At 72.2% G+C, this 24,432-nt stretch carries 22 protein-coding genes; all 22 read right to left on the bottom strand.

The window, feature by feature from the left end:
- Nucleotides 1-124 precede the first annotated feature (124 nt).
- The 22 genes from ABD363_RS22700 to ABD363_RS22595 all read right to left on the bottom strand — a co-directional run bounded on the left by ABD363_RS22700 (nucleotide 125) and on the right by ABD363_RS22595 (nucleotide 24,239).
- Nucleotides 125-889, bottom strand: a complete 765-nt coding sequence (locus tag ABD363_RS22700; RefSeq protein WP_344606498.1) for a 4'-phosphopantetheinyl transferase family protein — start codon at nucleotides 887-889, stop codon at nucleotides 125-127.
- Nucleotides 886-1,842, bottom strand: a complete 957-nt coding sequence (locus ABD363_RS22695) for a Gfo/Idh/MocA family protein (RefSeq protein ID WP_344606496.1) — start codon at nucleotides 1,840-1,842, stop codon at nucleotides 886-888. Before ABD363_RS22695 ends, ABD363_RS22700 begins: the two co-directional genes overlap by 4 nt.
- On the bottom strand, nucleotides 1,839-3,239 hold the full coding sequence (locus ABD363_RS22690; protein ID WP_344606494.1) for an NDP-hexose 2,3-dehydratase family protein: 1,401 nt from the start codon (nucleotides 3,237-3,239) through the stop codon (nucleotides 1,839-1,841). The genes ABD363_RS22695 and ABD363_RS22690 overlap by 4 nt, the downstream gene beginning before the upstream one ends.
- 64 nt (nucleotides 3,240-3,303) lie before the next feature.
- Entirely contained in the window at nucleotides 3,304-4,248 is a 945-nt protein-coding gene (locus tag ABD363_RS22685; RefSeq protein WP_344606492.1) for a hypothetical protein, read from the bottom strand.
- 27 nt (nucleotides 4,249-4,275) lie between these two features.
- The gene (locus ABD363_RS22680) at nucleotides 4,276-5,040 is read right to left on the bottom strand and encodes an NAD-dependent epimerase/dehydratase family protein (RefSeq protein ID WP_344606490.1); all 765 of its coding nucleotides are present in this window, start codon (nucleotides 5,038-5,040) and stop codon (nucleotides 4,276-4,278) included.
- Between the two features lie 56 nt (nucleotides 5,041-5,096).
- Nucleotides 5,097-6,401: a lipopolysaccharide biosynthesis protein RfbH gene (rfbH, locus tag ABD363_RS22675; RefSeq protein ID WP_344606488.1), complete on the bottom strand. Its 1,305-nt coding sequence runs from the start codon at nucleotides 6,399-6,401 to the stop codon at nucleotides 5,097-5,099.
- Complete coding sequence (locus ABD363_RS22670; RefSeq protein WP_344606486.1) at nucleotides 6,398-7,606, bottom strand: NAD-dependent epimerase/dehydratase family protein; 1,209 nt, start codon at nucleotides 7,604-7,606, stop codon at nucleotides 6,398-6,400. Before ABD363_RS22670 ends, rfbH begins: the two co-directional genes overlap by 4 nt.
- The gene (gene rfbB / locus ABD363_RS22665) at nucleotides 7,596-8,579 is read right to left on the bottom strand and encodes a dTDP-glucose 4,6-dehydratase (RefSeq protein WP_344606484.1); all 984 of its coding nucleotides are present in this window, start codon (nucleotides 8,577-8,579) and stop codon (nucleotides 7,596-7,598) included. The genes ABD363_RS22670 and rfbB overlap by 11 nt, the downstream gene beginning before the upstream one ends.
- Nucleotides 8,576-9,643 carry a glucose-1-phosphate thymidylyltransferase gene (locus tag ABD363_RS22660; protein ID WP_344606482.1) on the bottom strand — a complete coding sequence of 356 codons (1,068 nt, stop codon included), beginning with the start codon at nucleotides 9,641-9,643 and terminating at the stop codon, nucleotides 8,576-8,578. The genes rfbB and ABD363_RS22660 overlap by 4 nt, the downstream gene beginning before the upstream one ends.
- Before the next feature lie 25 nt (nucleotides 9,644-9,668).
- Entirely contained in the window at nucleotides 9,669-10,799 is a 1,131-nt protein-coding gene (locus ABD363_RS22655) for a nucleotide disphospho-sugar-binding domain-containing protein (protein ID WP_344606480.1), read from the bottom strand.
- A gap of 2 nt (nucleotides 10,800-10,801) precedes the next feature.
- Nucleotides 10,802-11,383, bottom strand: coding sequence for a dTDP-4-dehydrorhamnose 3,5-epimerase family protein (locus ABD363_RS22650; protein WP_344606478.1), 582 nt, complete (start codon nucleotides 11,381-11,383; stop codon nucleotides 10,802-10,804).
- A complete protein-coding gene (locus ABD363_RS22645; RefSeq protein WP_344606476.1) occupies nucleotides 11,365-12,579 on the bottom strand; it encodes a nucleotide disphospho-sugar-binding domain-containing protein in 1,215 nt (404 codons plus the stop codon). The genes ABD363_RS22650 and ABD363_RS22645 overlap by 19 nt, the downstream gene beginning before the upstream one ends.
- A gap of 27 nt (nucleotides 12,580-12,606) precedes the next feature.
- The gene (locus tag ABD363_RS22640) at nucleotides 12,607-13,899 is read right to left on the bottom strand and encodes an activator-dependent family glycosyltransferase (RefSeq protein WP_344606474.1); all 1,293 of its coding nucleotides are present in this window, start codon (nucleotides 13,897-13,899) and stop codon (nucleotides 12,607-12,609) included.
- Nucleotides 13,900-14,069: 170 nt separating this feature from the next.
- Nucleotides 14,070-15,275 carry an MFS transporter gene (locus ABD363_RS22635; protein WP_344606472.1) on the bottom strand — a complete coding sequence of 402 codons (1,206 nt, stop codon included), beginning with the start codon at nucleotides 15,273-15,275 and terminating at the stop codon, nucleotides 14,070-14,072.
- A 20-nt stretch (nucleotides 15,276-15,295) separates the two neighbouring features.
- Nucleotides 15,296-17,284: an SDR family oxidoreductase gene (locus ABD363_RS22630; RefSeq protein WP_344606470.1), complete on the bottom strand. Its 1,989-nt coding sequence runs from the start codon at nucleotides 17,282-17,284 to the stop codon at nucleotides 15,296-15,298.
- 2 nt (nucleotides 17,285-17,286) lie between these two features.
- The gene (locus tag ABD363_RS22625; RefSeq protein WP_344606468.1) at nucleotides 17,287-18,222 is read right to left on the bottom strand and encodes an aromatase/cyclase; all 936 of its coding nucleotides are present in this window, start codon (nucleotides 18,220-18,222) and stop codon (nucleotides 17,287-17,289) included.
- A 43-nt stretch (nucleotides 18,223-18,265) separates the two neighbouring features.
- Nucleotides 18,266-19,051 carry a 3-oxoacyl-ACP reductase gene (locus tag ABD363_RS22620; protein WP_344606466.1) on the bottom strand — a complete coding sequence of 262 codons (786 nt, stop codon included), beginning with the start codon at nucleotides 19,049-19,051 and terminating at the stop codon, nucleotides 18,266-18,268.
- 179 nt (nucleotides 19,052-19,230) lie between these two features.
- A complete protein-coding gene (locus tag ABD363_RS22615; RefSeq protein ID WP_344606464.1) occupies nucleotides 19,231-19,500 on the bottom strand; it encodes an acyl carrier protein in 270 nt (89 codons plus the stop codon).
- A gap of 411 nt (nucleotides 19,501-19,911) precedes the next feature.
- Nucleotides 19,912-21,138, bottom strand: coding sequence for a ketosynthase chain-length factor (locus ABD363_RS22610; RefSeq protein WP_344606462.1), 1,227 nt, complete (start codon nucleotides 21,136-21,138; stop codon nucleotides 19,912-19,914).
- Nucleotides 21,135-22,415, bottom strand: a complete 1,281-nt coding sequence (locus ABD363_RS22605) for a beta-ketoacyl-[acyl-carrier-protein] synthase family protein (protein ID WP_344606460.1) — start codon at nucleotides 22,413-22,415, stop codon at nucleotides 21,135-21,137. Before ABD363_RS22605 ends, ABD363_RS22610 begins: the two co-directional genes overlap by 4 nt.
- Nucleotides 22,412-22,738 carry a TcmI family type II polyketide cyclase gene (locus tag ABD363_RS22600; RefSeq protein ID WP_344606458.1) on the bottom strand — a complete coding sequence of 109 codons (327 nt, stop codon included), beginning with the start codon at nucleotides 22,736-22,738 and terminating at the stop codon, nucleotides 22,412-22,414. Before ABD363_RS22600 ends, ABD363_RS22605 begins: the two co-directional genes overlap by 4 nt.
- 13 nt (nucleotides 22,739-22,751) lie before the next feature.
- Nucleotides 22,752-24,239 carry an FAD-dependent monooxygenase gene (locus tag ABD363_RS22595; protein ID WP_344606456.1) on the bottom strand — a complete coding sequence of 496 codons (1,488 nt, stop codon included), beginning with the start codon at nucleotides 24,237-24,239 and terminating at the stop codon, nucleotides 22,752-22,754.
- Nucleotides 24,240-24,432: the final 193 nt, after the last annotated feature.

The following is a 24,432-nucleotide window of genomic DNA, read 5'->3' as shown; positions in this document are numbered from 1 at the left end:
CTCGCTGGGACCCGCGAGTGCCTGGGCACGAATCTCGTGCAGTTCGGCCACCCGCTCCCGCGCGTCGATGGGTTCAACCGTCGTCAGGGGCCTGTCGCCCAGTGCGGTCATGCGAGTTTCCTCCTCACGAGCATGACAGGCGCGTACGAACCGCCGCCGTACGGCTGTCGGGGATGCCGCCGCCGCTCAGCACCGCCTCGGCCGGCAGCCGGTGCACGGTGGCCCGGGGGGCCGGGCCCCTGAGCGCGGCGGCCGCCGCATGGTCCGGGCCGCAGGGCACGTCGAGGACGCTCCAGCCGTGGGGCCCGGGCGGAGTGTCCGGGCCGTCGTCGCCCACGTACACCTCGGACGTCCAGCCGCCGACTCCCTCGCCCGTTCCCTTCAGATACGCCTCCTTGCGGGCCCAGACCCGGGCGAAGAAGGCCGGGCGGTCCCGGGCCGCCACGTCGGCCAACTGCCTCTCCTCCCCAGGATGGAGAGCCGATCGGCACACCTCCACCCGCTCCGGACGCGGCAGCGCCTCGATGTCGACGCCCACCGGTGCTCGGGCCACGCCGACGAGCACCGCGCCCCGGCTGTGCGACAGCGAGAAGAACGGGGCGCCGGGCCCGGCGCCGGCCAGCACCGGCCGGCCGTGCGGACCGCCGCACCGGGGACAGCGGGCGCGGGTGAAGGCCAAATCCCGTGCCGGAATCCGGAGATAGGCTCCGAGCAGGCGTCGCAGCGCGATGTGCGCGGCGACGTACAGGGCACGGTCGGCGGGCCGCCGGAAGGCGGCGGCGCGCCGCCGCTCGGAGTCGTCGAGTTCGTCGAGGGGGACCGGCAACCGCCCGGGCGGGGTCAGTAACCACAAATCCAACTGGTCGGCGTTCAGGGAGAGTTCCGTCATACCGACCGGCGGCGTACGTCGTCCAGCAGGACCGCCTGCCGCAGGGTGTGCGCGCGGGGCGCGGACCCGGCGCGCACCGCGGCGGCGAAGGCGGTGACCGTGGCCGCGACCTGGTCGGCGGGGTCCAGCCGGATTTCCTCCGTGCCGCGCCCCTGCAGACCGATCACGGGCACGAGACCGGCCGGCGGGGTGAACGCCCGGTCCACCGTGATACGGCCCTCGCTGCCCCACAGTTCGTACCGCGAGAGGTAGGCGTGCTCCATGCCGAACGTCAGATGCGCGGTGACTCCGTCGGGGGTGGCCAGCAGCGCGGCGCCCGAGGTCTCGACCAGCCGCCCGGCGCCCCGGGTGAGCCGGGCGCCGACGACGTCGAGGGCGGGCCCCAGGAAGTGCAGGGCGGCCCGCAGCGGATACAGGCCGACGTCCGCCAGCGCGCCCCCGCCGAGCTCGGGGTCGTACCGGATGTCGTCGTCCGGAAGCGGTGGGATGGTGAACGCCGCGTGGAAGGAGCGCAGTTCACCGATCCGCCCCTCGGCGAGGAGCCGCCGCACCGCCTCGTGCCGGGGATGATGGACGAACATGACGTTCTCCATCAGCGCCACACCCTGCTTCGCGGCGAGGTCGAGAAGCCGCTCGGTGCTCTCCGGGTCCGTCGTCAAGGGCTTCTCGGCCAGCACGTGCTTGCCCGCGTGCAGCGCCGCCTCCACCCACGGCGCGTGCAGCGCGGCCGGCAGCGGCACGTACACCGCCTGCACGTCGTCGGAGCCGAGCAGTTCGGCGTACCCCTGGACCGGACGGCAGCCGAAGCGCCCGGCGACCTCCTCGGCCCGGGCCCGGTCGCGGCTGGCGACCGCGGCGACCTCCAGATCGGGGGAGGCGGTGAACGCCGGCAGCATCCGCCGGACCGCGATGTCCGCGCAGCCGAGGACCCCGATGCGCACGGGCGCGCTCATCGGCTGCCCGCCGTGGTGGCGTTGAGGCAGGCCAGCAGGGTGCGGGCCTGCACGTTGAGGTAGTGGCCGTGGCGGATCAGCCAGGTCAGCTGGTCGGGGGTGACCCAGGCGTAGCCGGGCGGCGGGTCGAGCGGGGCGTCCAGCTCGTCGGCGTCGACGAGCAGGTACCGGCTCTCGGCGTTGAGGAACCGGCCGCCCTCCTCCGAGTGCACGGCCTCGTACCGGATCCGGTCCACCGGTGCCTGAAGCACGGTGTCGAGGAACAACGGGCGCTCCTTCTCCGGCAGATGGGCGTAATTGCCCGGCGTGTACTGGACCGTGGGGCCCAGCTCGATGGTGTCCAGGAAGCCGCCCTCGACGCGGGCGTGCACCAGCACATGGGGGATGCCGTCGAACACGCGGGTGAGGAAGGCGGTGACGCCCAGGCCCACCGGCTCGAACAGGGGCTGGGTCCAGCTGGTGACCTCGCGGTTGCCGGCCTGCACGGCCACCGCGACGACCTTGAAGTAGCGCTCCGCCTCGTGCTCGATGGCCATCTCGCCGCGCCGCCAGCCGGGCAGCCCGGCCAGCGGGACGCGCTCGGCGTGCACGTCGTGCCGTGCGCGTTCCCCGGTGATCCAGGACAGCAGCTCGGCGTCGGAGTGCAGTGCGCCGGTCGCCCGCTGGGGGACGGGCAGGCAGGACAGGACCGTACGCGCATCCATGTTGACGACATTGTCCCGGTGCAGCAGCTCCGCGATCTGCCCCAGGGTGAGCCAGCAGAAGTCGTCGAGGAGGGGCACGTCGCCTGCCGCCTCCACGATCATGTTGCGGTTGGACTTGCGGAAGAACCACGAGCCGTGTTCGGACTGCAGCACGTCCGCGATGATCCGGCCGCGGCCCGGACCGACGAAGTGCTCGATGTACTTCACGTCCGCGCCCTGATGGGCCTTGGTGTAGTTGCTGCGGGTGGCCTGCACCGTGGGGGACAGCTGCAGCAGGTTGGGGTTGCCGGGCTCCATCTTCGCCTGCATGAGGAAGTGCAGGACGCCGTCGAACTCCTTGGCCAGGATGCCCAGGATGCCGACCTCGGGCTGCTTGATGATGGGCTGGTGCCACTCGGCGTACGGGCCGTCGCCGTAAGGCCCGTCCCGCTCGATGACGTGCAGGCCCTCGACCGTGAAGAACCGGCCGCTGCGGTGCACCAGGTTCCCCGTGGTCTCCTCGAACGACCAGCCGTCCAGGCCGGCGAAGGGGATCCGGTCCACTCGGAAGGCGTTGACGCGGCCCCGCTCGGCGAGCCAGTCGGGGAAGTCCGTGGTCGGCAGATGGACGCCCTCGGTGATGGCGGCCGACAGGGCGAGCCGGTCCGCCAACTGCGTCGCGCTGTCGCGTGGTTGAAGGATCAAAGGCAGCATCGATGACAACTCCCCGTGTGGGATGGGTCCGGGTCCGGTGTGTCCGGGAGGCGCGACGTACGGCTCATCCGACGTCGACGATGGTGAACAGGCCCTTCTTGACGAGCCCGATGCCGTCGGTGGCGCTCTTCGACCAGGTGATCGCGGCGTACCGGGTCCGCTCCAGGGGCACCTGCACCACCGACGAGACGCCCGTGGACAGGTGCAGACTCCCCAGGCTGACCGAGGTGAACGGGGAGTTCGGCGGGAGAGTGCCGTCGTCGGGCACGGCGTCGAAGTAGGCCTTGAGGTCGGCCTCGGTCGTGCCCTCCTTGATCTGTACGAAGAGCAGCTCGTTGACCTGGCCGGGGATCTCGTTCACGTACCGCAGGGGCCGGCCGGCGCGCGGTGTGCCGCGGACCTCGAAGCGGGGGCCGACGCCTGGCACGTTCTTCGCCACGACCGTCGCGGTCGGGGTCAGGCCCTGGACGACGGTGTCGCCGGTGACGGTCAGCCAGCGGTAGCGCGGTTCGGCGTCGCCCGCCGCCAGGTAGTCGAACAGCAGGTAGGTGCCCGGGTACAGGCGTTGGGTGAACGATCCGGGCTGACCTGGATGGATCACCAGCCCGCCGAGCAGGGTCGCGGTCTCGTCCAGGTCCCTCGCCCCCTGAGGGACGTCGGACGGGGTGTTGGACAGCGCCCGGGACAGGGCGTCCAGGAAGTCGTCCCAGCCCTTGCCGTTCTTCAGGCGGGCCAGCCCGATCCAGCCCCTGCCCGGCTGCGTGGTCGAGGCGCGGAAGGTGGTCAGGCCGGGCCGGGTGCTCGCCGGAGCGGTGAACCCCTCGGCGGTCGAGGAGAGCTCCATCGTGTGCGACGCCTCGGCCGTGTCCACCGACCGCGTCCCCGGGGCCGCGGTGGACGGTGCCGCGAGGGCGGGCCCCTGGAGTGCGGCCAGCAGCAGTGCGGCGCCGGCCAGCACGGTCGGCGTACGCGTCGCGCGCTTCGTCTTCTTCTGGCTGTTGCGGTTCATCGAGGGAACCTCACTGGCCTTTCGGTGTCAGGCAGGTGCGGATGCGTCGGACGGCACGGACGCCGTGAAGTCGCTGAGGATCCGCCGGTAGTAGTCGCGGCCGAAACCCATCTGCGCGACCCGCGGCACCAGGGCGCGCAGCTTCTCCGTCGAGATCACGTGCTGGCGGCCGCCGGTCTCGACGAACTCCCGGCGCGCCTCCAGCCCGAGAGCCTGGGCGAGATGGTCGACGATGTCCTCCACCGGCACGGCGAAACCCGACGCCACGTTGACCGTCTCGGCCCGCAGATCCGTGGCGAGCAGATGATCGATGACGGTGATGACGTCGCTCACGTCGATCAGATCACGGGCCGCGCCCCGGTGCACGCGGACCACTCCCTGCCTCAACTGCCGCACCAGGGTGGGCAGCAGCTGATGCTCGGGCTGGTCGGGGCCGACCAGATGACCCAGCCGGAGGATGAGGTGGTCGGCGCCGGACTCGCGCAGCAGTTCTTCGAGGGCGAGCTTGTGCGCGCCGTAGGGGGTGCAGGGCGTCACCGGGGTGTCCTCCCGGCCGGGCCCCTCGGCGAGTCCGTACATACCGGTCGCCGCGGTCGAGAAGAACAGCAGCCGCCGGCCGGTGTCCAGGCACCGCTTCGCGACCTCGCGCAGCAGCGCCGCCTCGCGGGCGAAGTCCTCGTCGGAGGTCCCGCTCGCCCACGACACCCCGGCGGCGAGGACCACGGTGTCCGGATGCCGTTCGGCCAGCGGGCGCAGGTTCCGCGCCAGGAAACCGGTTCCCACAATGTCCATACGTCGTCGTCCCGATCTCTGGAGGAGGAAGAGGACCGGAAGAGGTCCGGTCCGGCTCAGCCGCGCGCGGCCACGAACTCCTTGATCGAGGCGGTGACGTAGTCCAGCATCTCGTCGGTGAGCGCCGGGTAGACCCCGATCCAGAAGGTGTGCTCGGTGATGATGTCGCTGTTGGTCAGTTCGCCCACGATCCGGTGCGGCTGGTCGATGTAGGCCGGGTGCCGGGTCAGGTTGCCGGCGAACAGACGGCGGGTGCCGATCTTGCGGCCCTCCAGGAAGTCCACCAGCTCGGCGCGGCTGAAGGGCGCCTTTGGGTCCACGGTGATCACGAAACCGAACCAGCTGGGCTCGGAACGCGGCGTGGCCTCCGGCAGCAGCAGCCCCGGAACGCCGTCCAGGCCCTCGCGCAGCCGCCGCCAGTTGCGCTGCCGGGCCTCGATGAAGGAGTCCAGCTTGGCCAGCTGGGTCAGACCGAGCGCGGCCTGGATGTCGGTCGCCTTCAGGTTGTAACCGACGTGCGAGAAGATGTACTTGTGGTCGTAGCCGGCCGGCAGGGTGCCCATCTGGTACTTGAACCGCTTCAGGCACCGGTCGTTCTCACCCGGCTCGCACCAGCAGTCCCGGCCCCAGTCCCGCAGCGACTCCACGATCCGGGCCAGCGCCAGGTTGGACGTCAGGACGCACCCGCCCTCGCCCATCGTGAGGTGGTGCGCCGGATAGAAACTGACGGTGGTCAGATCGCCGAAGGTGCCGGTGAGCTTCCCGTCGTACAGCGAGCCGACCGCGTCGCAGTTGTCCTCGATCAGGAAGAGGTCGTGCTCCTGGGCGAGCTGGGCGATCTCGGTGACTTCGAAGGGGTTGCCGAGCGCGTGCGCGATGATGATGGCCCGTGTTTTGGGACCGATCGCCGCGGCCACCCGGTCGGCGGTCGCGTTGCAGGTGGTGAGGTCCACGTCCACGAAGACCGGGATCAGGCCGTTCTGCAGGATCGGGTTGACCGTGGTCGGGAAGCCCGCCGCGACCGTGATCACCTCGTCGCCCGGCTTGAGCCGGCGGTCCTCCAGGACGTGCGAGGTCAGCGCCGACACGGCCAGCAGGTTCGCCGACGAGCCGGAGTTCGTCAGGTGCGCCTTGCGCCGCTTCAGGCGCCGGGCGAACTGCGACTCGAACTTGCGGGAGCTGGTCCCGGCCGCGATGCGCATCTCCAGGGCGGCCTCCACCAGCGCCACCCGGTCCGCGTCCTCCAGGACCGCTCCGGACGGCCAGATCTCCGTCGTCCCGGGGATGAACTCGCGTTCCGGAGAGGCTTCCTGGTGGTACTTGCGGACCTCTTCGAGGATCAGATCCTTGCGGTCGCTCATGGTTCATTCCCTTCCTCGGCCGGTGCGCCGGCCGTGATGCCGAGTGGTGTGCCGGGCGGTGGGTGCACCGGCGGCAGTACGGATGCGAGAAGGTCGCGCAGGGAGTCGTCGACGCTGCGCCGCGGGCGCCAGCCGAGCAGGCTCCGGGCGCGGGAGACGTCCAGGCACTGCCGGGCCACGTCGGTGCGCGAGGCCTGTGCCTCGGCCGCCTCGGCCAGCGGGATCTCCAGCCCGCTGAGCGCGATCATCCGGTCGATCAGCCCACGCATCGGGACCGCCTCGCCGCGGCCCACGTTGATCACGCGGCCGGTGACGGCCGCCCCGGGCGCCGTGGCCGCGGCCAGTACCGCGTCGGTGACGTCACCGACGTCCACCAGGTCGCGGGCCGCGCGCAGCGGCGGCAGGCGCAGCGCCTCGGCCTGCTCGCCGCGCGCGCCGGCCCGGGCCGCCGTGGCGAGGTGGCCCGCCACCCGGCCGAAGAGACTGCCCTCGGGGACCCCGGCACCGATCACGTTGGCGAGCCGCAGCACCACCCCGTCGACGCCCCGCTCCCGCGCGGCGCGCAGCACGGCCTGCGTCCCCTGGAGTTTGGTACGGCCGTACGGGGTCACCGGGGCGGGCTCGTGGTCCTCGCCGGTGACCCCGTCCGGGGCGCCGGCCCCGTACTCGTGCACGCTGCCGAGCTGGACCAGCCGTACCGGTGGGCCGGGCAGTGCGGCGAGCGCCGCGACGACCCGCTCCACCAGTTCGGCGTTGCCCGCGGCCATCTCGGCCTCGTCGGCCCGCCAGGCCCGGCCGGCCGCGTTGACCACGACGTCGGCGCCGACCGCGGCGAGGGCTGCCGCGATCTCGTCCGGCGCCGCGCCGAGCAGGTCCAGGCGCGTGACCGTCACCCCGGCGGCGACGGGCGCGCCGGAGAGGACCGGTACGGCGCCGGCCGACCCGGGGCGGACCGGCGTGCGGCCGGCCGGGGCGCCAGCCGCCGAAACAGGGCCGGCCGGGGTGGCGGGAGCAGGTGGTGCGCCGGCCGCCGGTCCGGGGTACGGGGGGACGGCCCAGGTGGGGTCGGGCTGCGCGGTGCGGGAGAGCAGGTGCACCCGGGCGCCCCGCGCGGCGAAGGCCGCGCCGAGGTGACGGCCCAGGAAACCGGTGCCGCCCAGGACCGCGACCGACAGCCCGGCCACCGGGCGGTGGTCAGGCCGCACGGCTGGTTCCGTGCTTGACGGCCTTCCACCAGTCGGGGTTGTCCCGGTACCAGGCGACCGTGTCCGCCAGGCCCCGCTCGAAGGTGATCTGCGGCGCGTAGCCGAGCTGACTGCGGATCTTGGACTCGTCGATCGAATAGCGCAGGTCGTGTGCCTTGCGGTCCGCGACCCGGCGGATCATCTCCTCGCCCGCGCCGGTCAGTTCGAGCAGCTTCTGGGTCAGGGCGAGGTTGGTGTACTCGTTGCCGCCGCCGATGTTGTAGATCTCGCCGGGCCGCCCCTCGTTGAGCACGAGGTGAATGCCGCGGCAGTGGTCGGCCACGTGCAGCCACTCGCGGACGTTGCGCCCGTCGCCGTACAGCGGCACCTGGCGGCCCTCGAGCAGGTTCGTCACGAACAGCGGGATGACCTTCTCGGGGTGCTGGTACGGCCCGTAGTTGTTGGAGCAACGGGTGATCGACAGGTCCACGCCGTGGGTGCGCCAGTACGCCCGCGCAACGAGGTCCGAGCCGGCCTTGGAGGCGGCGTAGGGGGAGTTGGGCGCCAGCGGCCACTCCTCCGTCCAGGAGCCCTCCTCGATCGAGCCGTACACCTCGTCCGTGGACACGTGCACGACCCGCTCGACGCCGCTTTCCAGCACGGCGTCCAGCAGGGTCTGGGTGCCCAGCACGTTCGTACGGAAGAACTCGCCGGCGCCCTCCAGCGACCGGTCGACGTGCGACTCGGCCGCGAAGTGGACCACGGCGTCATGGCCGGGCAGCAGTTCCCGCAGCAGGCCCCGGTCGCAGACGTCGCCGCGGACGAACACCAGCCGCTCGTGCGAGGCGGGCAGGTTCTCCCGGTTGCCCGCGTAGGTCAGCTTGTCGAGGGCGGTGACGTGGGCGCCCTCCCAGCCGCTGTACTCGTCCGCCAGCAGGCTGCGCACGAAGTGCGAGCCGATGAAGCCGGCCGCTCCGGTGACCAGGATCCTCATGCCGCGACCTCCACTCGGGTGTGATCTCCGACGACCAGGCAGTGATGGTCCGTGCCCCGGCCGGTGGTGCCCACGGACGCGGCGCGCCCGATGAGCGAGTTGCGCAGCCCGCGGACGCCGGTGACCGACGCCTCGTCCAGGGCGATGGAGCCCTCCAGCCGGCTGTCCGTCACCAGGCAGTCCCGCCCGATGGAGGTGTGCGGGCCGATATGGCTGTCCTGCAGCACCGTGCCCGCGCCGATGATCGCCGGCCCCTCGACCCGGGACCGTACGACGCGCGCGCCCGCCTCGACCACGACGCGGCCGACGAGCACGCTGCCGGCGTCGACGTGCCCGTCGACGCGCGCGGTCAGGCCGTCCAGGAGGTGGCTGTTGCACTCCAGGACGTCCTCGACCTTCCCGGTGTCCTTCCAGTAGCCCTCGTACCGGCTGGCGCGTACGTCCGCCCCGGAGGACACCAGCCACTGGATGGCGTCGGTGATCTCCAGCTCGCCGCGGGCGCTGGGCTCGATGGCGGCGACCGCCTCGTGGATGGCGGGGGTGAAGAAGTACACGCCGATGAGGGCCAGGTCGCTGCGCGGCTGCTGCGGTTTCTCCACCAGGCGCAGCACCTCGCCGTCGGGGCCGAGTTCGGCGACGCCGAAGGACCGCGGGTCGGCGACCTTGTGCACGACGACCTGCGCGGCCGGGCGGTGCCGGGTGAACTCCTCGGCGGTCGAGACGACTCCGTCGGGCAGCATGTTGTCGCCCAGGTACATCACGAAATCGTCGTCGCCGAGGAAGTCACGGGCGATGACCACGGTGTGGGCCAGTCCGCGCGGCGCGTCCTGCGCGATGTAGGTGATCCGCACGCCGAAGCGTGAGCCGTCACCGAGCACCGCCTCGATCTCGGGCCCCCGGCTGCCGACGATGACGCCGACCTCGGTCACCCCCAGCTCCCGGACGGCGTCCAGCACATGCACCAGCACGGGTGTGTTGGCGATCGGGATGAGTTGTTTGGGCATCGAATAGCTGAAAGGCCGCAGCCGGGTACCGGACCCGCCTGCGAGCACCAGAGCCTTCATCGAGAGGTCCTCTCGGTTCGTGTGGTCATGCCAGCTGCCCCAGCGCGGCGACCACGCTCGCGGGCGAGGGCATGGCGGCGATCTCGCGGGCCAGCTCACGGGCCCGCTCGCCGTATCCGTCCTTGGACAGCAGCTCCCGACAGGAGTCCGCGATCGCTTCGGCCGACTCCTCGCCGGGCAGCAGCGTGATCGCGGCTCCGTAGTCGGCGACGCGCCGCGCCGGCTTCTCCAGCACGGCGCCCTTGGGGATGAGCAGTTGGGGTACACCGGCGTTGAGTCCGGTCAGGGTGGAGACCCCGCCGGCGTGGTGCACGAGCAGATCGCACGTGGGCGCCACCACGTCCAGCGGCACCCAGCCGACCCGGACGCCCGGCAGGCTGTCGCGCAGGGCGTCGGCGACCGGGTCCGGGGCGGCGACGATCAGTTCGACGTCCCAGGAGGCGACGTCCTTCGCGAGGCCGCGCAGGAAGTCGAAGTTCTTGTCGTAGCTCTCCTTCGCCACTCGGCTCCCGGAGGTCACGAGGACCCGCCGGCGCTCGCCCTTGGCGAACATCCAGGGCTCCAGCCGCCGTTGGGCGTTCGCCGGGACGTAGCGCATCGGCTGGGCCCCGGCGGCGCCCGCGGGGCGCAGGCTCGGCGGGCAGATGTCCACGAACAGGTCGGGGTCGGGCAGCCGGTCCAGGCCGAACGGCGCAAGTTCCGGCCGCAGTTCGGCATCGGCGCCCGGGTGGATACCGTCGGCCTCGATGGCGTCCCAGGTCTGCCGCACATGCGGTACACCGAGGTGCAGGGCGAGCAGCGGCGCGACGTAGCACATCGTGCCGCCGACGATCAGGTCGGGCCGCCAGGCGCGGCAGAACTCCAGCATCCGCGGCAGGCTCGAGGCGGCCATGCGCGCGAACCAGCGCCCGGTGAACAGCGCCTGTTCCACCGCGCCGGAGGGGATCTGCTCGGGGTTGCCGGCCCGGTCGGTGGTGATGAAGTGACGGATCGGCAGATCGGTGGTCGCGATGCCCGGCAGACCCGACGAGATGATGTGCGGCACCATGTCGTCGTTCGCGGCCATGACCACCTGGTGGCCGGCGTTGCGGGCGGCGGTGGCCAGCGGGGCCAGCGCGAACACGGTCGCCGGGCTGCCCGCGGCGACGAAGAGCATCCTCACGATGTTCCTGCCTTGTCGAATCGGGGCAGCATGCCTGCCCGCACGGCCTCGGCGACGGTGGGCGCCTTGGCGTCCTTGTCCGAGATGAGAGGCGTTTCCGGGCAGTCCCAGGGCAGATCGAGATCCGGGTCGAGCGGATTGATGTCGATCTGCGTGCCCGGTACGTACGTCGTGGACACGACGTAACAGATGCAGGTGTCGTCGGTGAGCGCGAGGAACCCGTGGCCCACGCCCTCGGGCACGTACACCGACCTGCCCGAGTCCGCGTCCAGCACGTTGACCCGGTGCTCCCCGAAGGTCGGGGAGCCGATCCTGAGGTCCACCACGATGTCGCGCAGCGCGCCGCGCACGCAGGTGACGTACTTGGCCTGCCCGGGCGGGATGCGCACGCTGTGGATCCCGCGCAGCGTGTGGCGCTTGGAGACGGAGTAGTTGATCTGCCGGGGAAGGAACGGGACCCCGGTGACCTCCTCCAGCGCGTCGCTGCGCATGGCCTCGTAGAACGTCCCGCGTGCGTCCGGGATCCGGTCGGGGACGATCAGGTAGGTCCCGGGGATGGTCAGGTCTTGGATGCGCACGGCACGCCCGTCTCTCTGTGTTCTGCGGCCGCCAGGGCCAGGTGCTCCAGGTCGGCGGCCACGGCGGCGGGGGAGGGCATGGCCGCCATCTCCGCGGCCAGGCGGCGCGCCGACTCGGCGTACCGCGGGTCGGACAGCAGGTCGTCCAGGGCCGCGCCGACGACCCGCGGGTCGTCCTGCTGCGCAACCGTGTCGAAGGACAGGCCCGCCCCGGTCGCGGCGAGCCGGTCACCCAGCGGGAAGTGGTCCGCCAGCTGGGGCAGCGCCAGCTGCGGCAGCCCGAACGCCGTCGCCGCCATCGCCGTCCCGGCACCGCCGTGATGGACCATCGCGTCGCAGGTCCCGAGGAACAGGTGCAGGGGCAGCGGGTCGACCGCCGTCACCTGGTCCGGCAGCGGCCCGATCGCGGTGCGGTACGGCTCGGGCAGGGTCACGAGGATCTCGGTACCGGGACGCGCGGCCAGGGCGTGCAGCAGTCCGCGGGCGAAGCGCTCGCCGTGCAGGGCCAGGGTGTTGCCCAGCGACACGGCGACCCGCCGCCGCCCGGCTCCGGGACCCCGGGCCGCCCGTACCCACGCCGGCACCTCGGCGCCGCCGCTGTACGGCACGTACCGGATCGGCACACCCGGCTCGCCGTCCGGTATCCGCAGGGACGGCGGGCACGGGTCGAGCAGCACGTCCGGGTCGGGCAGCCCGGTCAGGCCGAGCCTCTCGCACAGCTCCTGGAAGTCGGGGCGGACGAAGCGCCGGGCCGGGCCGGAGATGGCGTCCACCGTCCAGCGGTGGTGCACGACCGGCACACCCAGCCGCGCCCCGATGATCAGGGAGCAGTACTCCAGCGGGTCGGCGAGGATCAGCTCCGGCCGGTACGCCTCGGCCAGGTCGGTGTAGCGGTCGAGCAGCGCGGTGGCGTGCCCCCACCACAACCTGCCGTAACCGCCCATCAGTTCGGGGGCCGGCCGGGGCCGCGCCTGCAGCGGCCGCTGCTCCTCGGGCAGCCCCTTCAGCAGCATCGCGTTGACGTCGAACGACTCGCCCACCCCGACTCCGGTGAGCCCGCAGGTCCGGACGGCGCCGAGCACATCGGGCTGGCCCACGACGGTCACCTCGTGTCCGGCCGAACGCAGCGCCCACAGCAGCGGCACCAGGGGCAGGAAGTGGGTCGGTACGGGCGTGGAGATCACCAGTACGCGCATCTGACGGACAGTCCTCTCGGGGTTCGGTCAGCGGCGCTCGGCGGTGAGCCGCTCCAGCAGCGGAACGACGTCCTTCGGCGCGGGCGCGGCGAGCATCTCGTCGTACAGACGGCGGGCGCCCAGCTGGAACGAGGGGTCCTCCAGCAGCTGGACGAGCTGCTTGTGCAGCCCCGCGACGTCGAGGGAGTCGGGATCGGCGACCAGGCCCGCGCCCATCCGGGCCACATAGCGGGCCGTGACCATCTCGTCCCACATGACCAGCGGCATCACCAGCTGGGGAACCTGGAAGGCGACGGCGGAGGAGAAGGTGCCGCCCCCGCCGTGGTGGATGATCGCGGAACTCGTCGGCAGGACCTGGTTGAGCGGCACGTACGGGAGCGCGCGGACGTTGTCCGGCAGGGTGCCGACGGCGTTCAGCTGTTCGCTGTTCAGCGTCGCGACGACGTCGATGTCCAGGGACGCCACCGACTCGAAGAACTCCCGCATCGGGAAGCCGCTGTACTTGCCGAAGATCTTGCGCCGGCTCACTCCCAGGGACAGCACCACGCGGGGCCGCTCGGGGCGCGTGTGCAGCCAGTCGGGAAGCGAGGCCGCGCCGGTGTACGGGACCCGCCGCACCGGGATGCGCGTCAGGTCGACCGGTGCCTGCATCCGGGACTGGGTCAGGTCGAGGGTCCACTGGCCCAGCACCATCTCGTCGCCGAACTCCAGCCCGTACTGCTCCAGAAGCGGGCCGAACCAGCCGAGCCAGGGGTGCTCCGTCAACTCCGAGGTGGGATCGGCCAGTTCCCTCTTGGTGCGCTCGTGGATCACCCCGATGTTGTCCGTGCCCCAGAGGAGGCGGGCGTGCGCTGCGCCGCTGACCCGCGCGGCGATGGGGGCGGGGAACATCAGCGGGTCCCACAGCACGAGGTCGGGGCGCCAGGCCTGCGCGAAGTCGACCAGGCTGTCCAGCACGGGCCGACGGCCGCCCGCCTCCTCCGGCTCCGGGTAGTGCAGCCGGAACATGCCGGTGAGGATGGCGCGCGTCGAGCGCCAGGAACCCGTCTCCTCAGGTTCGTGGGCATCAAAGCCGAGGGAGGGCCGGTCCGGCTTGGCGTCGCCGGTGTGCGGACCGAGCGCGTCCGGCAACTCCTCCGGTGTGCCGAGCGGCACGGCGGTGAGCCCCGCCGCGCCGATGTTCGCGATCACCCCGGGGTCCACCACACCCGCGTGGCTCGCCACGGCGACCTCGTGCCCGGCGCTCTGCAACGCCCAGGCCAACGGCACGACTGGATACAGATGTGCCGTCGCCGGAAAGATGGTGAACAGAACACGCATCGTTGATCTCCGTTCGCGTTCGCGTTCGTGCGCGTGGGTGTGGGTGTGGGTGTGTCGGGCCGCGGTTGCACGCGGCGTGAGCTGCCCGGGGTTGGGCGAGCTGAAGGTGCCGGGGCAGGGGAGGCGCACCGCCCGCGGCCGCCGAGAACGGGCGGTCCGCCGCGGTCGGATCAGGGTGTCCCGTGCGCCTTCCGCAGGCGGGTCGGCCCGGCGGCGAGGGCTCCGGCCGTGGACAGTGCGGTGAGGAGCAGCAGCGCCCGGCGATAGCCGCCGACGGCGGTCACGGTCACGGCCGGCAGCGCCAGGACGGCCCCCAACTGCACGGCCGTCTGGTAGACCGGCACCGCCGCGCCCCGGTGTTCCGCGGACATACCGGCGGTGGCCTGCAGGTTGAGCGCCGCGAAGGCCAGGACGAAGCCGGCCTCCACGCACAGCAGCGCGGGCAGCACCCCGGTGACGTACGTCCCGGGCGGGCCGGTCAGCAGCGCGGTCGCACAGCCGGCCGCCGCCGCACAGCCGCCGGCCGCGATCAGCCGTTCGGTGCCGAAGCGCCCCACCATCCGCCCGGCGAAGGGCAGGGCGAGCGCCAGCGGCACGCAGGCCGGCAGGAAGGCCAGCGCCGTACGCCACGAACTCCACCCCCACTGGTCGTTCAGCCGGTGGGTGAGCAGCAGCAGCAGCCCCAGGTACGTGCCGTTGAGCGTCGCCGCGCACACCGCCGACCGCACGAACGGGCCGTTGCGCACCAGCCGGGCCAGCGTGGCCCGCAGCGGCGCTGCGGCCGTCGGCGCCGTGTCACGCGGGATGAGACGGACACCGGCGATCAGCAGGAGCAGGGCGAACGGTGCGGGGAAGACCGGGTTCCAGCGCCAGCTCAGTGTGGTGAGCGCCCCCGAGGCGAGGAGACCCGCGGTGAACCCGGCCGCCCCGAACAGTGAGTACACCGACACCGCCCGGCGCTGCTCGGGCCCCGGCCGGAAGGTCGTGCTGATGATGCCGAGCCCGGTGGGCGCGGTCAGCGCCGCGCACATGCCCTTCACCACCCGGGTGGCGATCAGCACGGCCCCCTGGTCGGCGAGACCGCCGGCCACCGAGGCCGCGATGAACACCGGCAGCGCGGCGAGATACACGCGTCGCCGGCCCCACCGCGCGACGAGACGCGGCCCGAGCAGCAGCAGCGCCGCGAACCCGGCGGCGAAGCCGCTCATCACCCACTGGCCGGCGACCGCCGACAGCCCGAGATCCCGCCCCACGGCCGGCAGCGCGACCAGCACGACGGACACCTCGAGGGCGTCGATGAGCATGTTGCCGGCGAGGACGAAGAGCAGGGCCCGCCGGCCGGTGCCGGTGCGGGGGCGGGAGGAGAGCGTCGTCATCCGCTTGACCGTCCGCCCGCTCAGCCCCCGAGCAGGGTGCCGCCGCTGGCGTCCAGGTAGGAACCGGTGATCCAGCGGGAGTCGTCGCTCGCGAGGAACGCCACGACGTCCGCGATGTCCCGGGCCTCGCCGACCCGGTTGAACACCGAGTAGCCCGCCATGGCGGTCACCGCCTCCGGGTTGTCGAAGACCGGCGAGCCGTTGTCGGTGATGCCGGGACCCACACTGTTCACGGTGATGCCGCGCGGCCCGAGGTGCTTGGCGAAGTGCAGGGTGAGCTGGTCGATGGCGCCCTTGGTCATCGCGTACGCCACCTCCTGCGGGTTGGCGACCCGGGTCAGCCCGGAGGAGATGTTGATGATCCGGCCGCCGTCGGGAAGGTTGCTCAGCGCCCGCTGCACGAGGAAGTACGGCGCCTTCGCGTTCACGGCGAAGAGCCGGTCGAACTGCTCGGGCGTGAGGTCCTCGGGGTTCACCCCGCCCATGACTCCCGCGTTGTTCACCAGGATGTCCAGGGTGGTGGCGCCGGTGCGTTCCTTCAGCTCCCGCTCCAGGCCCAGGAACAGCTCGTGGACGTCGCCCGGCACCCCCAGTTCGGCGAGCACCGAGAAGGCCCGGCCGCCCTCCTTCTCGATGGCGGTGACGGTCTCCTCGGCGGCCTCCCGGTTGCCCGAGCAGTGCACCGCGACGAGCGCACCCTCGCGGGCCAGCCGGATGGCCGTGGCCCGGCCGATGCCACGGCTGGAGCCGGTGACGAGCGCGGTCTTTCCGGTGAGCTTGCCCATGGTGATCCTCCTGTGCGTGATGTGCTGACGAATCGGCGCGGGGGCCTCGGGCACGGCCCGCCCGCGGGCCCCGGGCGCGGCGGGGCCGCCGCCGTCGAGCCCGCTGATCATCGCGCCGAGGTGACGGCGGGCCACCGGTATCTCCAGCAGCTCGCGGAACACCGCCCGCAGGGCGTCCACTTCGGGCCCGCCGAACAGCAGCTGGGCCTGCGCCTCGATGTTGGCGAGCACACGCGCGCCCACCGGGTGCCGGATCGCGTGATAGGTGTCGAGCAGCTCCGCGCCGGCCCGGCCGGACAGATGCGCGGCGAGGGTCCCGCCGAGCTCCATCGCGTCCTGCAGGCCGAGGTTGAGCGCCTGCCCGCCGACCGGCAGCTGGACATGGGCGGCGTCTCCGGCGAGGAACACCCGGCCCTTGCGGTAACGGGCCGCCTGCCTGCGGGCGTTGTGGAAGGCGTTGACCCAGACCGGCCGGGCGCCGCTGATGTCCTCGCCGGTGACCCGCGCCCAGACGGCACATACCTCGGTGAACGCGGGGGACCTGGAGGTGCCGGGGACCCGGTCGAACGCGTGCACCATGATGCGGGTGACGCCGTCCGGTCCGCGGCGCGCGTTGGCCACCCCGTTCGGGTGCCGCTCGAAGCGCCGCTCCCGTACGTCGATGCCCGCCAGGTCGGCGCGCAGCAGTTCCTTGGTGGGACCGGCCCCGGGAAAGTCGAAGCCGGCCAGCCGCCGTACGGCGCTCTCCTCACCGTCGCAGCCGACGACGTACGCGGCGGCGAGCCGCAGCCGTCCGCCGTCCGGTGCCGTGGCGACCACATGGACCCGGTCGGGCGCCTCGACGAGACCGGTCACCGTGTGACCGCGCCACACCTCGGCACCGAGCTCCCTCGCCCACTCGCCCAGTACCGCCTCGACACGGGTCTGCGGTGCCTTCCACTGCCCCGCGTAGGGGCTGTCGCCGGCCTCGCCCAGGTCGAGGCGGATGCCGCCGAAGTGGCCCGGTCCGGCGTCGGGCAACGGCCCGAACCGGTCCAGCAGGCCCCGTTCGTGCAGCAGTTCCATCGTGCGGGCGTGCAGGACCGAGGCCCGCGACTCGGTGGTGGGCTCGGCCAGCCGTTCCAGTACGGTGACCTGCGCCCCGCCGGCGCGCAGTTCCCCGGCGAGTATCAGGCCGACCGGCCCGGCGCCCACGACGACCACATCGGTGTCCAGCTGGGCCATGGTCAGCGCTTGTTCTCGGCGTAGTCCTTGGCGTACCCCAGGGTGGCGCGGCTGTTGGTGCTCAGCGCGCCGCGGACGTACTCCCGGGCGTCGGCGACGGTCGCCTCGGGGCCCAGGATCTTGGTGATGTTCTCCGTGTTGAGGACGACGGTGTGCTGCGAGGTGGCGGCGACACCGCCGTCGTTCTCCGTGAACGTCCAGTAGCCGGTGTGCAGGGCCATCAGCGCCGGCAGGGTGACCTGCTTGTACGCGATCTTGTAGTGCGGGAAGGTCACCCGGTACGACTTCGTGGTGTGCGTCGAGCCGTCCTTGGCGCGGGTGTCCATCTCCAGGGTCTGCAGCCCCGGGGTGTCCTCCGAGAAGCGGACGGAGGCCACGTGCGGCAGCCGCTCCACCCACAGCCCGGCCTCGTTGACGAAGTCGTAGGCGTCCTTCGCCGAACCCGCGATCTGCACGGTGTCCTCGAAGGAGAAGGTGATCTCCCCGGCGGCGTGGGCCCGTTCGACGTTGGTCTTCAGCGCGGCCAACTCCGAGCGGGAGTTGCGATCGACGGCCTCGTCGATCCACTTCAGGCCCTCCGGATCGTCGTCGACGGCCCGGTAGTCGTGCAGCAGCCGGATCCGGGCGGACGCCGCGGAGAGCGGCTCGATGATCCAGGTGCCGCCCATGGCGGCGACCGGCGGGGTGGAGACCTCCTGGCGGAAGGTGATCCGCAGGTTCTCCGGGTCCAGGGTGCGGCGCGAGGACCAGTTCTTCGCCTCGCCGTTGGCGGTGGCCCAGATCCGGATGCGCTCCTCGCCCGCGCCGCGTTCCACGTGGTCGACGTAGATGGTGGGCGGGAAGATCCGCGGCCAGTTCTCCACCTCGGCGATCAGCCGGTAGACGGCGGCGGCCGGGGCCTCGACGGTGATCTCGTGCTCGACCTGGCGGGTCGTCATGGTGTCTTCTCCTGCGTGTGGTCGGGTGCGCCGGGGCCGGATCTCAGAAGTTGCCCAGGCCGCCGCAGACGTTCAACGCCTGGGAGGTGATGGACGCGGCGGTGTCGGAGGCCAGATAGCCGACCAGACCCGCGACCTCCTCGGGGGTCGAGTAGCGGCCGAGCGGGATCTTCGCCTGGAACTTCTCGAGGATGGCGTCCTCGGTGGTGTCGTAGGCGGCCGCGTAGCCCTGGCGTACGCGCTGCGCCATCGGGGTCTCGACGTAACCCGGGCAGACCGCGTTGACGGTGATGCCGGTGGGCGCCAGCTCGTTGCCGAGCGCCTTGGTGAAACCGACGACACCGTGCTTGGAGGCGGAGTACGGCGCACCGAGCACCACGCCCTGCTTGCCCGCGGTGGAGGCGATGTTGATGATCCGGCCGCGGTCCTTCTCGCGCATGCCGCCCGTGGTGAGCACTTCGCGCGTCATCAGGAAGACACTGTTGAGGTTGGTGTCGATCACGTCGTACCAGAGGTCGTCGGCGATGTCGGCGGTGACCCCGCCACCCGACCGGCCCGCGTTGTTGACCAGGACGTCGATCGTGCCGAAGCGATCGACGGCCTGCTGCACCAGCCGCTTGATGCCCTCGGAGGAGCGGACGTCGCAGGGGGCGCCGTCCACCTCCAGCCCCTCGTCGAGGAGCTCCTTGACGGTACGGGTCACGCTGTCCTCGGTACGGGCGCAGAGGAACACCCGGTGGCCCTGGTCGGCCAGCAGCCTGGTCACCGCCAGGCCGATACCGCTGGTCGCGCCGGTGACGAGGGCGACCCTCCGGTGCTGCTGCGTCATGTCTGTCTCCTGGATACGTCGGTGACGGCGGCTGGACACGCCGCTGCCGCCGGGCCCGTGGGGGACACGGCGGCAGCGGCGGGTGAGGAAAAGGGAAAGGGGGAGAAGCGCGCCGCCGGTTCCCGCCGGGGGCATCGACGGTGTCCGGCGGGAACCGGCGGGCGCGGTCCGGGACGGGCTCAGCCGATCCGGGCCGGCACCAGCAGGGCGTTGACGGCTTCGATCAGCTCACGCGGCGTTTTGGCGTCGGTCAGCGTGTCGTCGTCCAGGGTGATGCCGAACTCGCGCTCGATCCGGCCGCCGGTCTCCAGCATCGCCAGGGACTCGTAGCCCAGCGACTCGAAGTCGGTGTCGACGATGTCCCCGTCGAGGTCGATGCCTTCGTCCGCGCCGGCCCCCTCACGCAGGATGCGCTTGAGGTCGTCGAGGGTGAACTCATGGGCAGGCATGAGTGACTGTCCTTTCGTCGCTGGTGTGAGAGAGGCGATCACGTCCGGCCCTCCGCGTGCCGTCGTGACCGCCACCGCTCGCCGCCGCCAGGTACGCCACGAGATGCGGCGCCCTGCGACCGGCCGAGCGGAGCCATGGGGCAGCGTGCAACTGCGGGCGTAGGAGGCGGAGGGGGCCGCTCGCGTCCGCTCGCCTCAGATGCGGTGCCTCGCGCGAGGGTCCGGTGCCGGGCCTTGCCGGGGTGGTGCGGGCGGGCCGGCCCCAGGTGCGGCGGGGGCGGTGTCCCTCGGCGTTTGCCGGAGGCCGCGGTCGGCCGCGGTGGCAGACGGCAGTCCGGGCCCGTACGACGGCGGCGCCGCGGGCAGTGCGCGCCCTCCGGGACGACGGGGGCGGCATCCGCAGGCCCGGCTCTACGCGGCGGTGCGCACGACGACCGCGGAGTTGAAACCGCCGTGGCCGCGGGCGACCACCAGGGCCGCGCGCACCGGCGCCGCCCGCTCCTGGTCGACGACCAGGTCGAGGTCGTGGTCGGGGGAGGGGGAGACGCCGATGGACGGCGGGATCACCCCGTCCCGCATGGCGAGGAACGCGGCCGCCAGGTCCAGGGGCGCCGCCCCCGAGTACAGCCGCCCGGTCATCGTCTTGGGCACGGTCACGGGCACCGCCCGCGCCCCGAACACCGCGGTGATCGCCTCGGCCTCGATCCGGTCCAGCTCGGGGATCGCGGCGGCGTCGGCGAACACCACGTCGATGTCGTCGGGCGCCGTCCCGGCGTCGGCCAGCGCCAGCTCGATCGCCTTGCGCAGACCGGGGGGACGCCCGCTGCCCGGCCGGGGGTCGAGCGTGGCGCCGTATCCCGCGATCTCACCGTAGACCTGCCGTGCGCCCCGGGCCCGGGCCTGTTCCAGCTCCTCCAGGACGAGCAGGGCGCCGCCCTCGCCGGGCACATGGCCGCTCGCCGCCGCGTCGAAGGGGAGGTAGGCCCGCTGCGGGTCGCGGCTGGTGCTCAGCCGGTTGCTCGCCATCTGCGCGACCCAGCCCCACGGGCAGATCGAGGCGTCGACCGCACCCGACATCACCAGCCGGGTCCCCTTGCGGATCTGCCGCCGCGCCTGGGCGACGGCGTCGAGACCGCCGGCCTGGTCGCTGACGACCACGCCGCTCGGGCCGCGCATGCCGTTGCGGATGGAGATCTGACCGCTGTTGACGGCGTAGAACCAGGCGAAGGACTGGTACGCGCTGACGTACCGGCTGCCCCTGCTCCACAGGGCCTGCAGCTCGCGCTGGCCGAACTCGAAGCCGCCCGACGAGCTGGCCGTGATCACGCCCATCTCGAACTCGGGCAGCTCCCCGGGACGCACCGCGGCGTCCTGGAACGCCCAGTCGGCGGCCACGAGGGCGAGCTGGGTCATCCGGTCCGTCTGCGGCAGCAGCCGGCCCGGCAGATGCTGCTCCGCGGCGAATCCGTCGATCTCACCGGCCAGTTGGGCCGGATAGTGGTCCGGGACGAAGCGGGTGATCCGGCCGATGCCGCTGGTCCCCTTGCGGGTCGCGGTCCAGTAGGCCTCCGTGCCCAGCCCGTTGGGGGCGACGACGCCCAGCCCGGTGACGGCGACCCTGACACCCGCCGCGCTCATGCTGTCCTCCGATCGGGGCGGGCGAGCACCATGGCGCTCTGGAACCCGCCGAAGCCACTGCCCACCGACAGCACCGCGTCGGTCCTCCAGTCCCGCGCCGTCAGCGGCACGTAGTCGAGGTCGCACTCGGGGTCGGGCGTGTGCAGGTTGGCCGTGGGCGGCACGACGTGGTGCTCCATCGCCAGCGCGCTCGCCGCGATCTCGATCGAGCCGATCGCGCCCAGCGAGTGACCCACCATGGACTTGATGGAGCTGACCGGCACGCTGTACGCGTGCTCGCCCAGGCTGCGCTTGAACGCGGCCGTCTCGTGCCGGTCGTTCTGCTTGGTGCCCGAGCCGTGCGCGTTGATGTAGTCGATGGCCTCGGGCGCGAGGCGGGCCTCGTCCAGGGCGACCCGGATCGCCTCGGCCATCTCGCGTCCGTCGGGGCGCAGGCCCGTCATGTGGAAGGCGTTGCTGCGGGTGGCGTACCCGGCGATTTCCGCGTAGACATGGGCGCCGCGCCGCCGGGCGCTGTCGAGTTCCTCCAGGACGAACACGGCCGAACCCTCGCCCAGCACAAAGCCGTTGCGCGTCCCGTCGAAGGGGCGCGAGGCGTGCTCCGGGTCGTCGTTGCGCGGGGTGGTCGCCTTGATCGCGTCGAAACAGGCCACGGTGATGGGCGAGATGGGGGCGTCCGTCGCGCCGGCCACCATGACGTCGGCCGAACCCTCCCTGATCAGCTCGGCGGCGTAGCCCACGGCGTCGAGACCGGACGTGCAGCCGGTGGAGACCACGGTGGTCGGGCCCTCGGCACCCACCGACCAGGCCACCTCGGCGGCGAACGAGCTGGGCACCAGGTAGTTGTAGAGGTGCGGCACGGCGTACTCGTGGTCGACGAGGTCGAGCCGGCCGCTGTCGCTGACGGTGCGGTACTCCTGGTCGAGGCCCATCGTCGCGCCGACGGCGCTGCCGATGGTCACGCCCGTGCGGTGCGGGTCCAGGGAAGTGAACTCCAGGCCGCTGTCCGCGACCGCCTCCCGGGCGGTGACCACCGCGAACTGCGCGGCCCGGTCCATCCGCCGGATCTCCTGGGCGCCGAGGCCCAGCAGTTCCGCGTCGAAGTCCACCTCGGCGGCGACCTGCGAGCGGAACGGCGACGGGTCGAAGAAGCTGATGCGCCGGGTGGCGGTGCGGCCGTCGGACAGCAGGCTCCAGAAGTTCTTGGCGCCCACGCCGCCGGGCGCGGTGACCCCGATGCCGGTGATCACGACCCGCCGGCCGTTCCGGCCGCTCACAGCGCGGTCCAGTGGTAGAAGCGCTGTGCCATGGCGTCGGCGGGGGAGCGCCAGGTGGCCGGGTCGTAGGCGGTGATGAACGGCTTGAGGTCCTCGCTGATACCGACGAACCGCGGGTCCGTCTTCGCCGCCTCTATCCGCTCGCCCCCGTCCTCGGAGTCGAAGTCCTGAAGGTGGAAGTAGAGCCCGCGGTACGAGAACAGCTGCCGGCGCCGGGTGCCCATCAGGTGCGGCATCTCCGTGCCGTCGAACTCGCCGAAGAGGCGGGCGACATCCTCGGCCGAACGGGGTTCCATCCGGGCCACGATCAACGTGCTGTGCATGAGTGTCTCCTTGTCAGGACTGCCGGGTCCGGGACGGACCGAACCAGCGCTCCAGTGCCATGGGCAGGTCGTGATGGCTGCCCGGCGCAGCCCAGGCCACATGCCCGTCGGGCCGCACCAGGACCGCCGAGGTGCCCGAGAGCGCGCTGCCGGCCGGGACGCCGTGGGGCTCCGCGGTGACGATGTCCACCCGGTCCGCCCAGCCGGCCGCACGGTCGCGGAGGACGGCGTTGTCCGCCAGGTCGAGCAGCACGCCCCGTCCCGCGTGCAGCAGTTCGGTGCTGCTGGTCTTGCGCCGGTCGCCCACCAGTTCCAGGTGCGGCATGCGCAGCCCCAGCAGCGGGTGTCGGCCCGGGCCGACGTCGTAACGGATCTCCAGGCCGCTCACCATGCCGGCGAGATGGCGGCTGACCTCCTCGTAGCGGATCAGCTCCGCCAGCACGTCGCGCAGCGGCTGGACCTCCTCGCCGCTGAGGAAGAGCAGGCCCTGCGCCCGGGTGTTCATCATCAGCCGTTCGCCCACCGGATGGCGCTCACCGTGGTAGGTGTCCAGCAGTGCCTCGGGCGCGCTGCCGCGGACCACGGCGGCCAGCTTCCAGCCCAGGTTCACGGCGTCCTGGATGCCGGTGTTCATGCCCTGGCCGCCGGCCGGCAGATGGATGTGCGCGGCGTCCCCCGCCAGCAGCACCCGGCCGCGCCGGTACTCGGTGACCAGCCGGGTCGCGTCGCCGAACGCGCTGACCCACTCGTGCTCGGCGTGCGAGATGTCGATGCCGGTGATCCGCTGCCAGGCGGCGGCGACCTCCGCGTAGGCGGGCGGCTCGGTGCGCCGGCGGGGCGGGGTGCCGCGCTCGCAGACGATGATGCGGGTGACGCCGCGGTCGCCGAGCGGGCCGCACATGACCATGCCGCCGGGGTACGTCTCGCCGATCAGGCGGGGCTCGAGGTCCACACCCCTGATGTCCGCGAGGTACATCTCCATGGTCGCGGCGGTGCCCGGGAAGTCGAAGCCTGCGGCCTTGCGCACGGTGCTGCGGCCGCCGTCGCACCCGACGAGATAGGGAGCCGTCAGCCGGCTCGTCTCGCCGTCCGGGCCGCGCACCTCGACCTCGACGTGGTCGCCGTAGTCGTGCAGGGTGACCAGCTCGTGGCCGCGCCGGATGTCCGCGCCCAGCTCACGCACCCAGCCCTCGAGCATCGTCTCGGTGTCCGACTGCGGCACGGTCTTGGCCGCCTGGTGGATGCTGTCGAGGACGCCGAAGTCGACCGGGAGACCGCCGAAGTGCCCGGCGTTGCTGGTCCCCATGTCGCCGAAGCGGTGCAGCAGGCCACGCTGGTCGAAGACCTCCATGGTCCGGGTGGTGAAGCCCAGCCCGCGGGATTCGCCGGTGCGCTCCTCGAGCCGGTCCAGCACGATGACGTCGATCCCCGCGAGGCGTAGTTCCCCGGCGAGCATGAGTCCGGTGGGACCGGCGCCGGCGACGATGACGGAAGCGTCCATGGATGTGTCCTCCGGGGCGTCGGAAGGGTGGATACGACGAGGCGGCGCACCGGAAGGGGTCATCGGTGCGCCGCCTCGGACGGCCCGCTTGCTTTCGGGCTCTTAAGTGCGTGCCGGGTAAATCGACACAGTGCTGCGGAAGCTAATGAAGAGCTTCTTCGGAAGCTCCGCCGATGTCAATGCAGATTTTCGA

The organism is Streptomyces glaucus (assembly GCF_039533365.1).
Classification (GTDB): Bacteria; Actinomycetota; Actinomycetes; order Streptomycetales; family Streptomycetaceae; genus Streptomyces; species Streptomyces glaucus.
This window is presented reverse-complemented; position numbering and strand designations above follow the sequence as displayed.